We start from the raw sequence: 15,865 nt of genomic DNA, 5'->3' as shown, positions 1-15,865 counted from the left end.
TATGTATGTGATCATCGTAGATTTCGAGATTAAGCAAGAATTTATCAAACAATTTAACGATGCGATGCTGAAACAAGCATACACTTCGCTAGAAAAGGAAGAAGGTTGCACGCATTTTGATGTCTGCCAAGCACCAGATGAGCCACACAAATTCTTCCTTTATGAGTGCTATACAGACGCCAATGCCTTTGACGCACACTTAAAATCGGATCACTTCCTGGCGTTTGATCAGCTGGTTTCAGACTGGGTTACCCATAAAGAAGTCCGTTGTCTGGAAAAAATATCTAGCCAATAGGCTCAATATTTACAGCCGAAGTTTTAATTGCTTCAAGGAACGAATGTGCTGAAGAACGGGCAGATAACAAAAGAAAACTATCTTCCCCTTCATGTATAATTGTTGCCCCCAAATGTTCCATGATCGTTCTGGCAACAGAACCAACAGGAAAGACTGATGGATGGATATCAAGAGGGCAAATACGCTCTAACAAACGTCGGCTGTTAATTCCTGACAACCGTACCATGACGTAGCTATCAGATTGATCCGTCAGATAAACCGCTTCACCAAGATCGTTACGTACAGTTGAAGTGGCCGCGTTTCCTTCATAATCAAATATAAAAAAATATTGATCCTGTGCCATGCTGAAGAGAACAGCATTATCCCGAGATGAAGCAGATAACAGCTCTGTTTTTGGCAACTCAATTTGATAAGAACTTGCCAGGGCATTCACGAGTTCCTTTTCACCGTCTTTGGGAACAGCAATCGATACAATAGCTCGATCATTAACTTCTTTGATAGAAACGCCCACGAAATCCCGGCTAAATCCATCCAAAGCTGTATTGGCAGTAAGTGTATAATCAGGCACGGAGACGTTCCCCCTCTGGATCAATAAAGTGTGCAGATACAATTTCGACTTCGATCCCACCACCACGAATAGGATCAACGGCACGTACAATATCGCCCAGACGCTCGCTGCCTTGCTTGATAAAACCAAGGCCAATTGAATGCCCAAGGTTTGGGGAGTAGGCTACTGATGACATCCAGCCTTCATCATTGGTCATCTCAACGGCTTTACCTTTTGCGATAAAGTGTGCACCGGCCTTAAGCTCGTCACTTCGGTTAACCGGGCGGAAGCCAACAAGGCTTATCCCATCTTCTCGGTTAAGGTTTTCACGTTCTGAAAGCGTATTACCGATACAGTCTTTTTTCTTGGAGACCATTCGTCCCATACCGAGATCTTGCGCAGTTGTTTGACCGTTAAGTTCGTTACCGGCTGCATGACCTTTTTCAATACGCATTACACCAAGAGCCTCGGTGCCATAAGCCGTGACGTCAAACTCTTCGCCTGCCGCCATCAAAGTGCGTACCAAGGAATCCCCGTAACGGGTCGGCACAGCTATTTCATAGGCCAATTCGCCCGAGAAGGATATTCTGAAAAGCCGTGCAGGAATACCGCCGCAAACCGTGATTTCACCACAAGCCATAAAGGGGAAAGCCTCGTTGGAAATATCGTGATCACTATCGACTACCTTCTGTAAAAGCCTCCGAGCATTTGGTCCCGCCACAGCAAACTGTGCGTACTGTTCAGTGCTTGAAATCAGGTGCACATCCATTTCAGGCCACAGGCACTGGCGACAAAACTCCATATGCCTGAACACACCGACAGCATTAGCGGTTGTTGTTGTCATAACAAAGTGATTATCTGCAAAACGTGCTGATGTTCCATCATCCATCATGATGCCGTCTTCACGTAACATAATACCATAGCGCACCTTGCCCACAGGTAGTTTGGCAAAGGCATTGGCGTAAACTTTGTTCAGGAACTCAGCAGCGTCTTTGCCCTGAATGTCAATTTTTCCAAGCGTGGTTACATCGCAAACACCAACAGACGCCCTCGTCTGTGTGACTTCACGATCAACTGACTGCCGCCAATGTGTTTCACCAGATTTGGGGAACCACTGTGCGCGATACCACATTCCGGTTTCTACAAAAACTGCACCCTGTTCTTCAGCCCAGCTATGACTTGGTGTCAGCCTTGACGGCCTAAAGTCTTTTCCTCTGGCACGTCCAGCAAGGGCACCGATTGCCACAGACGTATATGGTGGGCGGAAAATTGTTGTTCCGGTTTCAAGGATTGTTTTCCCCGTACATTCCGCCATAACTGCCAAAGCAGGAATATTGGCTGTTTTCCCCTGATCCGTTGCCATGCCAAGCGTTGTATAGCGTTTCAAATGCTCAACAGAACAGAAACCTTCCTGATGCGATAGCTTGACGTCCTTAACCGTCACATCATTCTGTAGATCCAGCCAAGCCCGTGCCTTGCTTTCTCTCACATGCCAAAAGGCTGATATTCCAATTGTCTCACCTTCTGATTTGGCAGCTATTTCTTTTGCTGGTTTGAAACCAAGATCACTTACAGCCTTATTACCCAGATCATGTCCATCCTGTAGAGCGGATGACAAAGACAAGTTACCAGCCGCAGCGCCCGCAACCATCATTCCTTGAAGTAATTCACCACCGGGCACAAAAGCAGCAATATCTTCGCGCCAAGCCGGACGTCCTCGCTGATGACAGGTCAACTGTACATTCGGGCTCCAGCCACCAGAAACAGCAAGACAATCCGCCGGAATTTTCTGGCCATTTGATAGCGTAATTGATCGGATGCCATGTCGTCCCAGAGTATCGACAATACGCCCCCCCATAACCACAGCAGCACCATTTGGTACGTCAACAGGCGATTGCCCGTCTCGACTATCAATCACGGCTGTAATCTCAACCCCTTTCGCTGCCAAGTCTGTTGCAGTACGCCAACCGTCGTCGTTGTTGGTGAAAACAGCAACTCTTTTGCCCGGAAGCGCGCCCCAACGATTAACATAGGCACGAACGGCCCCCGCCAACATAATGCCAGGTCGATCATTGTTACCAAAAGCAATTGGACGCTCTGTAGATCCAGCACACAAAATAGTGCGTTTCGTATAAACTCGCCACAGGATCTGCCTTGGTTTCTTTGGATTGGGTTTATTATAAGAAGATATCAAGTGATCCGTAACACGCTCCAAAGCGCCGATAACACCATGATCATAAGCGCCATAGGCTGTTGTACGTATCATCAAGCGAACGTTATCCATCGCTGACAATTCTGTAATTGCCTGTGTTGCCCATTCATGACCGCCCTGATCATTTACTGAAAAGGTTTCCGCATTAAGACGCCCGCCCATGCGGAAATCTTCATCCATCAGGATAACACGCGCCCCTGCCCGCCCGGCAGAGAGTGCTGCGGACAAACCAGAAGGCCCAGCCCCGACAACAAGGACATCACAATGTAAAAAGCCTTTGTCATAAATATCCGGATCATCTTCACCAGACAAACGTCCTAAACCTGCAGCAGCCCGGATAACAGGCTCATAAAATTTTTCCCAGAAAGCTTTCGGCCACATGAAGGTTTTATAGTAAAAGCCCGCAGACAAGAATGATGAGAAGAGATCATTCACAGCCATAAAATCATACTTCAACGATCCACGATGGTTCTGACTTGTAGCCTCTAACCCTTGGAACAGCTCGGTAACTGTCGCACGGGTATTCGGTTCCTGATAAGCCCCCGAACGGAGTTGTACCAATGCATTTGGTTCTTCCGATCCTGCAGAGAAAATGCCACGGGGCCTGTGATACTTAAACGACCGACCAACCATTTTATGACCATTGGCCAAAAGAGCGGAAGCCAAAGTATCCCCGGCAAAGCCTTCAAGTGTTTGACCATTAAAGGTAAAATTGAGCTTTTGGGTACGATCAACCAACCCACTATCAATTCTGTTTGTCTGGCTCATTTGTCACCTCGGCCTGATTTTCTTGCCTGTTTGGCAAGCGCCACATCGCGGGCCAACTCTACATTAGTAATATCATGGGTCAGGGTATTTCGGGTCACAACCAACCAGGAACGATCCCCTTGTTCATGATACCAAAGCTCACGGTGTTCCCCTACAGGGTTATCACGCAAATAGAGATAATCATGAAATAGGTCAGCCGAATTATCGGCTTGCCAATCAGGGCGGTCGATAAGAGATGCATCGCCTTTATAAACAAATTCAGAAGCATCGCGAGGCCCCAGAAGAGGATGATGAATGATCATTTTCTGTGTTCCTAATGTAAATTCGGTTGGGCACCCATGCCCTTTTCATCAATCATTGCCCCGCGTTGGAAACGATCCAGTCGATATTCTGTCGCGACAGCATGGGGTTCATCCCTGGCTAAGAGATGCGCATAACACCAACCGCTTGCCGGCGTTGCCTTAAAGCCACCGTAACACCAGCCACCGTTAAAATAGAGGCCATCAATATGTGTTTTATCTATAAAGGGTGATCCATCCATGGACATATCCATCACACCACCCCACATCCGCAACAGTCGTGCACGCCCGATCATCGGCATTAGAGCCATACCCCCTTCACAGACGTCTTCAACAACGGGCAAATTGCCACGTTGGGCATAACTGTTATAGCCATCAATATCACCACCAAAGACCAAACCGCCTTTGTCGGATTGCGAAACGTAAAAATGCCCGGCACCAAAAGTCACCACCCCGGGCAAGATCGGTTTTAAACCTTCAGACACAAAAGCCTGTAAAACATGACTTTCAATCGGCAACCGCATCCCTGCCATGGACATTACGCGACTGGATGATCCGGCGACACACACAGCAACTTTCTTGGCTTTTATTGTACCCTGATTGGTTTTAACACCGCGACAAATGCCGTTTTCAATCACCATGCCTGTCACTTCACAGTTCTGGATGATATCAACACCCCGACTATCCGCACCCCGTGCATAGCCCCACGCAACTGCATCATGGCGTACGGTACCGCCACGGGGTTGCAGCAATCCGCCTTTGATGGGGAAGCGAGCGTTTTCAAAATCCAGACAAGGATACATTTCGCGTACACCATCCTGATCCAGCAATACAGCATCAGCCCCGGCGAGTATCATGGCATTGCCGCGACGTGCATAGGCATCTCGGCCGGCATCGTTATGGAAGAGATTTAAAATGCCACGTTGAGACACCATGGCATTGTAATTAAAATCCTGTTCAAGATTTTCCCATAGCTTCATGGAAAATTCGTAAAAGGGTTCATTCCCCGGCAAAAGATAATTGGACCGCACAATCGTCGTATTGCGTCCAACATTTCCAGAACCAATCCACCCTTTCTCAAGAACAGCAACGTTTGTGATGCCAAATTCCTTTGCAAGATAATAGGCTGTTGCCAAGCCGTGACCACCGCCACCGACGATAACAACATCGTATTCATCTTTTGGTTTTGGAGTTCGCCAGACAGGTTTCCAGCCTTTATGTCCTGTCAGCGCTTCTTTTATGACCTTAAAGCCAGAGTATTTTAAGCCTCGGTGTTTCATCACATATTCTCAAATTCATTGCCTTTTATTACTAGAACAGTGATATAAAGATTCAGATTTCAAAAAAAGGACATTTAATTACAACTAATGGACACGTATTCTTCACCTGAGAAAATATATAAAATTGGTATTTTATTAATCGATGGTTTTGCCTTGATGTCTTACTCATCAGTCATAGAACCCTTACGTGCTGCCAACCTTCTTGGTAAAAAATACCTCTATAAGGTTGATCACATTGCGATAGGAAACAGACACAAAACCATAAGCTCAAGCGGTGCGGTGATCTACGCAACAGCCACCATATCTGACCATCAAGACTATGATCTTATCCTTGTTGTCGCCGGGGGAGATCCATCCAGCTTTAACGACGAACCCACATTCCAATGGTTACGGAACAAAGCGCGGCATGGTGTCAGATTAGGGGGTGTTTCTGCTGGCCCTGTTATCCTTGCCAATGCAGGTGTAATGAAGGGGTACAGGATGACTGTGCATTGGGAACATGCCGCGGCACTCTCTGAAAACACCCCGACACTGTTACTTGAACGAAGTCTTTACATCATGGACCGAGATCGCATCACTTGTGCAGGTGGCGTTGCCCCGTTGGATATGATGCATGCATTACAAAGTGAAATTCATGGACCGGAATTTGCCAGAAAGGTCAGTGACTGGTTCATCCATACGGATGTCAGGCCATCCGGCAACCCTCAACGATCAGGCATGATAGAGCGATATGGCACCCATCATCCAGCTATCATTCAAACACTAGAAATAATGGAAAACCATATTGCGGATCCCCTGAGTTTAAAACAACTCGCTTTGTTATCTTCAATAAGTCCACGCCAATTAAACAGGATTTTTATTGAAAAAATTGGACAGAGTACCATGTCTGTTTACCGTAATGTACGGTTAGAAAAAGCTTATAATCTTATTCGACAAACAGTTCTGTCATTTACAGAAATTGCTCTGGCAACAGGTTTTTCCAGTTCAGCGCATTTCTCCAAAGCCTTTCAGGAAAAGTATGGTTCTCCTCCCTCATCGTACAGATAAGATATATGATCAAAGGCACAATAAAATTCATACAGAAGAGAACTTGACCTCAAGATTTAAGGGGAATAATTTCACAGTAAAAAATATTCCCCTTAAATCACATATATTCAATGCACTACAAAACATTATGTATCTAAAATATTAACCTTAACGATCAGCCCATTCTTTGACTTTTCCAACAATGGCCGCATTAATGGCAACACCGTTTTTATCTGCATTAACACGCGCTTCAAAACGCTCTGCGCCATGCAAGCGAGCCCCATCCTGATCAACAATAGCTTCGATCAAATGATCTACACGTTGCGAGAATACGCCACCCGAAGAAAGTTCAGGATCAATAGCAATAAAGAACTGCCCCGTTTTGGGCGGCCCACCGACAGGACCGGAAAACGGGCTGGCATCAATACCAAGCGTTGCCCCTGTCATAGCAGCCGCCATTAACTCTACCATCAAGGCTGTACCAAAACCTTTATAGCTGCCACTTGGGATCATGGTTCCTTTAAGAGCAACATCCGGATCTGTCGTTGATTGACCATCTGGGCCCAGCGCCCATCCTTCCGGAATGGCCTTACCTTCACGGGCATGCTTCATAACTTCACTTTTAGCTATCACAGAAGCACTCTGATCAATCAGGATACGGGTTTCGCCCTCAGCACCGGGAACAGCAACAGAGAAAGGATTTGTCCCAACGACGGCTTTTTTACCACCAACCGGGGCGACAGAAGCAGGCGCATTGGTAAAACCTATGCCCAGAAGACCATGTGATGCCAGACGATCAGTATGATATCCCAGTATACCGCAGTTATAAGAATTACGTAGTCCTAACGCAGCAATCCCTTGTTCCCGCGCGGCTTTGAGCAACCATTCAAAACCAAGATCAATCGCCGGATGAGCAAAGCCTGTTTTTGCATCAGCAATTGCCAATCCCGGACGGATAACATCCAATTCAGGAACAGCAGCACCATCAACCTTGCCACACTCGACATGCAAACAATAAGTCGGGACATAAGCCAGACCATGGGACGCAATACCATCTTGTTCCGTGGCCGCAACTGAACGTGCCAAAGAAGCCGCATTTGCTTCTGTTGTTCCTGCTGCAATCAAAGCCTTAAGTGCAAAAGCTTCAATCTCGGATACATTCATCGTTACAGTTTCAACCATGTGTTTTACCTTTATTTTTCTTGTTTATATTTGTCGTTTTAAAACTTAATCGTTGTCGCTGAGGCCCGCGCCCGCCCCTTTAAGACGAGACTCTTCTGTGGCCGGGACATAGGTTCTTGCCGCAAAGAACTGCAAATCCGTCCAGTTTTCTGAACTCAGGGGGACTCCCTGAACAACACGTTCGATGATTGTCCCAGTCCCCGATTTCTCTATTCTTAAATTCGACAGGTCAGAAAGAATGCCGGATACAGTAACCCGTTCAACCTGCTCAATTCCAAGATCTTCAATCCTGCCTTGTTCTAAGTAGAGAACATCAGGGGCAATGATAATTTTTACCGCTCCCCCTGAAATTGAAAACCATGAAACTGAAAAACCTTTACCGATAGCTTTTGCTGCACGTCCCAATATTGGAAGTATCAAAGCAGGTGATGTAACAGATTCCAGAACAATTTTATGATCATCCAATAAACGATCCGCTAAATCATTTAGCGCACTACCACTGATCACAGGGCACAGAGGGCCGTTTGGCGTGTTCCAAATATCTAGGTCCAAGGATTGAGGTCTCAACTCATTGTAAGCATTACCATCATTGGTCTTTAGCAAAGAAAGTAGCAAGCAGACGTTTGGTAGCCCACGTGCAGCCAACCAACGTGTCGCTTTCCCGGCTTCTTCGGCCAAGCCCCAGGACATACCAGCTCCACGGGCTGCCTTTCGTGCAGAAGCTTCTATTTCATTTAAGGAATAGCGTTCCATTACAAGCTCTCCTCTTCACGAATATCCACAGGGTTTATATCCATAGGATAGGCCCAGTTATCTTCATCCATCGTTGCTAACTCGTGCGGATAGGGAGCATTTTGGAACATTGTTATGCGTACCCAACGATCAGAACGCGGATCAAAGCGTGTCGCACCAAAGAAGGAGAGTTTGCAGCGCAAGAGATCAACTGGCAGCAAATTTTCCCCAATCAGGTTGTCTTGAATTTCTGCATAAGGGTAGCGTTGAGTTAATTGTACTCTGCGTGCAATCAAACGGTGTTCTGGATAATCGATCAGGAAAGAGCCAATCTTCTGATCGGTTTGTGCATTCAGTAAATCTTTGTAAAGACGCGCTGCATCCCGACCTATCGAAAGCGGTTGTTCCAGATTGTCCCCCGGCTCCTCACCTCTGGAACCCAACCGTGGTTCCAGCTTTTCTTCGGATACATACCAGAAGAAAACAGAATTTGGATGCTTGTCATAATCAACAGACAACGCCCAGTTATAGTGTTCTTTCAGTGCCACCAGCAGGTCTGCGACGCTTTGAGAACCATCAATGCGGAAATTATCATTTTCTTCTGCATACATTACAGATGCATAAGCATCGACAATCTCGGCATGGGGTTCAAGCAGCAAACTCACAAGTAGTTCCTGCCCTTCCAGAGACAGTTCAACCTCTCCCCACCGATAAAGCTTATCCCACGGCAGATCATCCCCAACAAAAGTATCCAAGGATAATGAACTTAGTTTTTCAAGATCACGCCGCAGAACTGTTACGCGTTCGGCTTGTCTTTCATCCACCGTGAACCAACTATCCAGAGATAGGTGAGCACTTTCGAGATAAACTTCATAATGGCTTCTTGCTGCCGCTGTCATCGTGGGTAAAGCACGAATACGAGATAACGCGCTTTCACGGGCATGTATCCAGCTGTGTAGTAAGATTGGGTGATTGACCAAAAATGGGGCCATACCCAGCCCGGTTGAATTACCAACACCCAGGCTACGTCGAATTTCCGGTTCCAACTTTACAGCTGTTTCAGGTGACCGAAAGGCCGCCATTTGTTCAACGTAGTCAGCGACAAAATTTCGAATAAGCCAAACCGCCAACATTTCAGCGCGGAACGGCCCTAGCATTTCAGAACGATTGGCTATCCGGTCACGATCCGCCATACCAAGCTTACCATTCCCGTAAACCGCGGTTGTGCGCATCAGATAACCAACTTTATTCAACTCGGTTTGATCTGGTTGCCTGCCCGCAGCAAGTTCGCTGACGACATATTCAAACAAACGGACGCTTTTATTTGCACGAGAAAGAACAAGTTCACTCTCAAGGCAACGCCCAGCTTCTTGTTTTGGGACATTCTGCGACAGACGCTCGATATCATCTTCACCGATCACACCGTCATAAAGAGCAAAAGTGGTGTCCCAGGCTTCGGCAATAACACGATCAGACCGCTTTTCTGGATCAAGATCATGGGCAAAACAAACCATGCTATAGCTGCGTTCAGGCCCCTTTGCCACATAAACGGCAACGCCTTCGCCTTGTTCATTAATGCGCCAGATCGGACAGTCAAAGGTCCAATTATCACGCTTCAAGCGACGCATAACAGCGCGCATAAAGCTCAATCTCGTTTGATGAAAAGAGCCCAGACGATCCAGTTTCATGACCTGTTGAGGCGGTCGGAGTGAAATTGAATTTGTGCTATGTAGTTGCGAAGTCACACAAACCTCCAATGAACGCTATAGTTATTCAGGGAAGAAACCTTATCTTCCCTGAATTCATGACAAAACGACCTAGGCTTCTGCTGTAATCGGTGTTGTGCTTTCCCGATCACGTTTTTCCAGAATACCTGCAATCTGTGGTGCTGCCCACAAAGACGGTAATAGCACCAGTGAAACTGGAACGGCTGTCACAACAATAAAGGATTGCAGCGCACTAACGCCCCCCGATCCCAACGAGATCAAGATGATTGCCATAATGCCCATTGCAATACCCCAGAACACACGAACAGATGTGCTTGGTGTATCGCTATCTGACATAGCAACAGAGATACAATAGGTCATTGAATCACCCGTTGTTGCGACAAAAACAGTCGTCAGGATAAGGAACAGAACAGAGATCAGGAACCCGGCAGGGAGCTGTTTGGTAATTGCCAACAATGCCGCAGGCAAATTAAAACCTTCAAACGCTGCAGAGACAGAACCAGGATTAGCAAGCTCGAACGCAATGCCAGAACCACCCACGATGGTGAACCAGAAACAGGTCACGATTGGTGCAACGATTGACAGCATGATTACGATCTGACGAATAGACCGTCCACGAGACACACGGGCAATAAACATTGCCATCAGCGGACCATACCCCAGGAACCAGCCCCAGAAGAAAACAGTCCACCATCCAAGCCATCCGCTTTCAGCACGGAACATCGCCATCGGGATAAACTTGTCAACATAAACGCCGAAGCTATGAACAAAACTATCAACGATAAAAGCTGTCGGGCCAAAGAAGAACATAAAGATCAACAGTGCACATGCCAGAATGACATTAAATCGGCTGAGAATTTGAATGCCTTTGTTGACGCCTGTAACCGCAGAGGCCGTATAAATTCCGACCAGCACCGCAATAACAACAGCTTGAGACGCAAAGCCATCTGAAAGACCAAAGAGGTCTTGAAGACCATAGCTAACCTGTAAACCAAGGAAACCAATTGGGCCAACCGTTCCAGCAACAACGGCGATAATGCAAGAAGCATCAGCAATAAGACCTATTGGCCCTTTTAGAGCACGTTCCTTAAAAACTGGGTAGAGCAGTGTGCGCGGAGCAAGTGGTAAGCCCTTCTCGTAATGATAATACATCAAGACGACAGAGGTTAGAGCACCCAGAATTGCCCATGCCAGAAAGCCCCAGTGCATAAAGGCTTGTGCCAATGCAGGATATGCAGCTTCAGAAGTTTTCGCTTCGACACCGAATAGAGGCGGAGGGGAAAGAAAATGTGCCATTGGCTCACCCGCGGCCCAAAAAACACCTCCGCCAGCTAGCAAGGTACACATGATCATGGCCCCCCATTGAAAAACGGTAAACTCTGGCTTACCCAGTTTTCCAAGAACAACAGAACCACGCCCACTAAAGGCCATAAAAAGACCAATAACAAACGTTAGTAAAAGCAATATTTGCCAATAAGCACCAAAAATCTGAACAGACCAGCCAAACCCTGCGTTGACTAACTCTTTCAACAAATCAATATCAATCAGTGCCAAGCCGCAAAACGCCGCAATAAAGCCGCCAGTAACAGCAAAAAGAGGGATATTCACCCCTTTAAGAACACTGTCTCCAGTTGTTGACGTATCCGCCATTTAAGTTACTCCCTAAGTATCATAATCAAGCAGCGCGAACGGTTCCAATGTTATCCCCATTGGTTATCCTCTTCCCACTGTACTAATGGTCAATTATTAGACCTGTTGCCTCTTAAGGCTGTTGAGGGCCAAACGAGTTTTCGTAGAATGAAAACCAGTTCATTCCCATAATCTGTGCTGTTTCTTCTTGTGAAAAACCAACATCCAGCAACCCTGCCGCAAGGTTGGAAAAATCTCTGTTATCTCTGAACCAGTTAGGCATTTCAGGAAAACCGGGGTTGGACGCTGAGCCCTCTCCGTAATCGATTGTCTTGGTCCAGCGGCCAACACGCATCCATTCAACAATAGAGTCCGGCTGGTCCTGACAAAGATCACTGCCGATACCGATGCTTTCAACACCGATCATTTCAGCAGTTTTAGCGATCATTGTGCAAAACTCTTCAAGCGTGCAGTCACTCTTTCCTTTCAGATGATGAGGGTAGAGCGAAAACCCGACCATACCGCCAGATTGCGCCAAAGCTTTCAAAACGGTATCTGATTTGTTACGCAAAGCCGGATGCCAAAAGCTTGGGTTGGCATGGGTAATAGCAATCGGACGTTCTGAAATTTCAATGGCCTCAAGTGTCGAACGTTCCGCAGAATGAGACATATCAACCACAATGCCAACACGGTTCATTTCCTTAATCACTTGCTTCCCCATCCGGGTAATTCCTGGATCTTCGGCTTCGTAACATCCTGTCGCCAACAAGGATTGGTTATTATAGGACAACTGCATGAAACGGGTGCCAAGTGTATGGCAAATTTCAACAAGTCCAATATCATCTTCAATCGGGGAGCAGTTCTGAAACCCAAAGAAAATTGCTGTGCGATCACTTTCATGGGCACGGCGAATATCATCCGCCGTGCGACCGTGAATAATCAAACTATCATGTTGCTCGAAAAAACGGTTCCACTGTTCAACATTGAGTACAGTTTCCCTAAACATCTCGTGATAACAGATCGTGGCATGAACGGCATCAACACCACCTTCGCGCATTTGGGCAAAAGTCTTCTCTGACCAATTACAATATTGAAGACAGTCAATCACATATGATTTTTTGTCGCTCATGCCGAAATCTCCTACTCAGTCCTATTATTCAGGGGCCTATTACTCTGGTGAACCAGAACTGATGTAGGATGTTTTAACTTGCGTATAGAACTCGGCTGCGTAAGAACCTTGCTCACGGGGGCCATAACTTGAATCGCCACGACCACCGAAAGGTACGTGATAATCAGTTCCCGCAGTTGGTAAGTTAATCATGACACAGCCTGTACGGCTGTTGCGACGATAGTGATTTGCACGGGCGAGTGAGTTCGTAATAATACCTGACGTCAAACCAAAACCAGTATCATTAGAAACACTTAGAGCTTCATCATAAGATCCGACTTTAATAACACAGGCAATTGGGGCAAACATTTCTTCACGGTTAATCTTCATAGAATTATCACCGTTGATGAACAAAGCCGGAGACATGAAATATCCCTCCGTTGTCATATCCAGACGATCACCACCACAAACCAACTCACACCCTTCCTCCTTTGCCAACTTCATGTAGGCAAAATTGGAATTAAGCTGTGTTTCGCTAACAACCGGGCCAAGCTGAACACCATCGGTCAAAGCATGTCCGACTTTCATAGCTTTTGTCGCCGCGCTTGCTTTTTCAACAAATGCATCATGAATTTTTTCATGAACAATCAAACGCGACGAAGCCGTACATTTCTGCCCCGTTCCGCCAAAGGCACCGCCGACAGCACAAGAAACCGCCAGATCAAGATCAGCATCATCCATAACCACCAATGGGTTCTTAGATCCCATTTCCATCTGGACTTTCGTCATGTTTGCCATCGCAGACGCAGCAATACCGCGACCAACATCAACAGAACCAGTGAATGAAATAGCATCTACACCAGTACTTTCCACAAGCCGTTGACCAACGGAAGAACCGCCACCCATTACCAGGTTGAAAAGTCCTTTTGGTAGATCATGACGAGAAAAGATCTCTGCCAAGGCCCAAGCACTTGCCGGGGTCAGGTTCGCAGGCTTCCAAACAACCGCATTACCGTATGCCAATGCCGGGGCAATTTTCCATGTTGCTGTCGCTGTTGGGAAGTTCCAAGGGGAAATGATCGCCACGACACCAACGGGTTCACGACGCACATCAATTTCAATACCGTCACGCACAGAATCAGCAGTATCACCCATTTGACGAAGCACTTCAGCCGCGTAATAAGTAAAGAATTGCCCTGCGCGGAAAATCTCCCCCTTACCTTCAGCAAGTGGTTTGCCTTCTTCACGAGAAAGCAGTTCACCCAACTCCGCAGCACGGGTTTTCATTTCTTCACCGATTGACATCAACACGTTATAGCGTTTTTCCAACCCAGTTGAGGCCCAAACCTTTTGTGCCTGTCTGGCTGCATCCAGTGCAGTATCCAGCTGCACACTACTTGCTTGCGCATACTCACCGATAACGTCCGATAGATCAGATGGGTTTATGTTTTTGATGTAGTCATCAGCGGCAACCCATTCACCAGCGATATAATTGGAAAAATTGGACATGATTACCTTCTCATTTCAATCAACACAGCGGGCTTTTCAGATCAATACAATCGAAAGAGGCCTTGCTAAAAATATTGAAGACATTTCCGCAAAATTTGCAACTTTCGTCAAATTCAAATAATTTAGGAAAACTTCAATTTTATTGAATAAAGGAAAATCACAATGGCGATCACTCTTGCCATGCTCAAAACCTTTGTTTCTGTTGCAGAAAATGGGTCTTTGATGGAGGCAGCAAAACAGTTAGGTAGAACACCATCGGCTGTCTCCATGGCCCTTAAACAACTTGAAATAGAGTTTGATACGCAACTTTTTTCTGGCGAGCGTAAAGGCAGCTTAACACCAACCGGAATTTTTGCATTGGAACAGGCCCGTAATTTAACCGATCAATGTGATGAAGTTTTTTCCGCGATCAAAGCCTATGCAAAAAATGAAATCGGGTATATCTCACTCGCTTGTGTTCCATCCGTTGCAGAGCATATTTTACCACAGGTGATAAAAGCGTTCCATGCACAGTGGCCTAAAGTAGAAATAGAAATAAGGGATGCTGATTCACGCAGTGTTATCAACGCAGTTCATAGCGGACGCGTTCAATTCGGTATCGCAAGTTTAGCCAAAAATCTTCCCGGTATAGAGTTCACACCATTATTCGAAGACAGCCTTGGCCTTGTAAGTAGTGCTGATGATAGTGGGCCAGCCCCGAACAAAAGTATCAATTCCCCCAAAATGAGGTCATTTTTAAAAAATAAAAAACTACTCCTGAACAGTATAACGCAAACAATTACGCTGCCCGAAATATTGGAAAATCAAGAGAACAGTCGCATCACAGTACATAACGTAACATCCGTTCTCGCCTTGGTGAAAGCTGGCGCAGGGGTGACCGTATTGCCCAGACTACTGGTTCCTGATACAGACACTTCCCTAAATTTTATTCCTTTCACCGATAAAAAACTACGGCGAACAGTTGGCCTTTTTCAACGTAATGGCACCCTTTTATCGCCTACCGCTCTTTCTCTGATAGAAAAGATACACACCCGGATCGCTGATATCGAACACAACATGGGGGGTAACTTTACAAAACTAGAACGACCTACATAAGAGGGATAATATATCATTAAAAAAATGGCTAGTTATCTGGTACAGCCCCTAAAAAAAATTAGAAACGAAACCTATGCTTAAAGAAGTCTATTAAAGGGCTTAAAGAATTTACTCTTTGGAACAAATGCTCTCTTGATCAAACTCAAGGACGGGCTCGATTTATCTGAGATACCAATAAGCTGGCTGGGACCGACAATCCGGTATCAATCATATCTTCAGGAGCCCTAAAAAGATCGCTGTGTCACTGGCGAACCGGACGGGGATAATCGGGAAGACGGTGGAATTCCGTCACGTGCCCAACGCTGTAAGGGGGATTTATCCTGCAAGTTATCCACTGGTGTTTTTATCCGGGAAGGGGCAGGATTGATGAGAACCTAAGTCAGAAGACCGGCCTGGAGAGTTTTTTAATCGTGTGTGGACAAACACGGCTTTTGACTTTCCATCAAGGGGACTGAC

General features: G+C 46.3%; 13 protein-coding genes and 1 riboswitch. Of the genes, 3 read left to right on the top strand and 10 right to left on the bottom strand.

Annotated features, from left to right (window positions below; all coding sequences use genetic code 11):
• Position 1: 1 nt before the first annotated feature.
• Positions 2–295 carry a putative quinol monooxygenase gene (locus ACN0QW_RS17435; protein WP_417433266.1) on the top strand — a complete coding sequence of 98 codons (294 nt, stop codon included), beginning with the start codon at positions 2–4 and terminating at the stop codon, positions 293–295.
• Here ACN0QW_RS17435 and ACN0QW_RS17430 read toward each other — a convergent pair.
• Genes ACN0QW_RS17430 through ACN0QW_RS17415 form a run of 4 tightly spaced genes read right to left on the bottom strand, consistent with a single transcriptional unit; the run spans position 285 to position 5,401 of the window.
• Positions 285–863, bottom strand: a complete 579-nt coding sequence (locus ACN0QW_RS17430) for a sarcosine oxidase subunit gamma (protein ID WP_417433264.1) — start codon at positions 861–863, stop codon at positions 285–287. The genes ACN0QW_RS17435 and ACN0QW_RS17430 overlap by 11 nt on opposite strands.
• Complete coding sequence (locus ACN0QW_RS17425) at positions 856–3,822, bottom strand: sarcosine oxidase subunit alpha family protein (RefSeq protein ID WP_417433262.1); 2,967 nt, start codon at positions 3,820–3,822, stop codon at positions 856–858. The genes ACN0QW_RS17430 and ACN0QW_RS17425 overlap by 8 nt, the downstream gene beginning before the upstream one ends.
• Positions 3,819–4,124: a sarcosine oxidase subunit delta gene (locus ACN0QW_RS17420; protein WP_417433260.1), complete on the bottom strand. Its 306-nt coding sequence runs from the start codon at positions 4,122–4,124 to the stop codon at positions 3,819–3,821. The genes ACN0QW_RS17425 and ACN0QW_RS17420 overlap by 4 nt, the downstream gene beginning before the upstream one ends.
• 11 nt (positions 4,125–4,135) lie before the next feature.
• Positions 4,136–5,401, bottom strand: coding sequence for a sarcosine oxidase subunit beta family protein (locus ACN0QW_RS17415; protein WP_417433259.1), 1,266 nt, complete (start codon positions 5,399–5,401; stop codon positions 4,136–4,138).
• An 87-nt stretch (positions 5,402–5,488) separates the two neighbouring features.
• Between ACN0QW_RS17415 and ACN0QW_RS17410 the strand changes: the two genes are divergently transcribed.
• Positions 5,489–6,448, top strand: a complete 960-nt coding sequence (locus ACN0QW_RS17410) for a GlxA family transcriptional regulator (RefSeq protein ID WP_417433257.1) — start codon at positions 5,489–5,491, stop codon at positions 6,446–6,448.
• 147 nt (positions 6,449–6,595) lie between these two features.
• On the opposite strand, the gene ACN0QW_RS17405 is transcribed toward ACN0QW_RS17410, so the two are convergent.
• From ACN0QW_RS17405 to ACN0QW_RS17380, 6 genes are all read right to left on the bottom strand, one after another.
• Complete coding sequence (locus ACN0QW_RS17405; protein WP_417433255.1) at positions 6,596–7,609, bottom strand: Ldh family oxidoreductase; 1,014 nt, start codon at positions 7,607–7,609, stop codon at positions 6,596–6,598.
• 45 nt (positions 7,610–7,654) lie between these two features.
• Positions 7,655–8,362, bottom strand: a complete 708-nt coding sequence (locus ACN0QW_RS17400) for a DUF3726 domain-containing protein (RefSeq protein ID WP_417433253.1) — start codon at positions 8,360–8,362, stop codon at positions 7,655–7,657.
• A complete protein-coding gene (locus ACN0QW_RS17395) occupies positions 8,362–10,086 on the bottom strand; it encodes a hypothetical protein (RefSeq protein ID WP_417433251.1) in 1,725 nt (574 codons plus the stop codon). Before ACN0QW_RS17395 ends, ACN0QW_RS17400 begins: the two co-directional genes overlap by 1 nt.
• 72 nt (positions 10,087–10,158) lie before the next feature.
• Positions 10,159–11,718, bottom strand: coding sequence for a BCCT family transporter (locus ACN0QW_RS17390; RefSeq protein WP_417433249.1), 1,560 nt, complete (start codon positions 11,716–11,718; stop codon positions 10,159–10,161).
• 112 nt (positions 11,719–11,830) lie between these two features.
• On the bottom strand, positions 11,831–12,826 hold the full coding sequence (locus ACN0QW_RS17385) for a membrane dipeptidase (RefSeq protein ID WP_417433247.1): 996 nt from the start codon (positions 12,824–12,826) through the stop codon (positions 11,831–11,833).
• A gap of 39 nt (positions 12,827–12,865) precedes the next feature.
• Positions 12,866–14,314 (bottom strand): aldehyde dehydrogenase family protein, encoded by a 1,449-nt coding sequence (locus ACN0QW_RS17380; RefSeq protein WP_417433245.1) that lies wholly within the window; start codon positions 14,312–14,314, stop codon positions 12,866–12,868.
• Positions 14,315–14,476: 162 nt separating this feature from the next.
• On the opposite strand from ACN0QW_RS17380, the gene ACN0QW_RS17375 reads away from it, so the two are divergent.
• The gene (locus tag ACN0QW_RS17375; protein WP_417433243.1) at positions 14,477–15,409 is read left to right on the top strand and encodes a LysR family transcriptional regulator; all 933 of its coding nucleotides are present in this window, start codon (positions 14,477–14,479) and stop codon (positions 15,407–15,409) included.
• Between the two features lie 228 nt (positions 15,410–15,637).
• Positions 15,638–15,820: riboswitch (cobalamin riboswitch) on the top strand.
• Positions 15,821–15,865 lie beyond the last annotated feature (45 nt).

Source organism: Kiloniella sp. (assembly GCF_048259265.1).
GTDB lineage: Bacteria > Pseudomonadota > Alphaproteobacteria > Kiloniellales > Kiloniellaceae > Kiloniella.
This window is presented reverse-complemented; position numbering and strand designations above follow the sequence as displayed.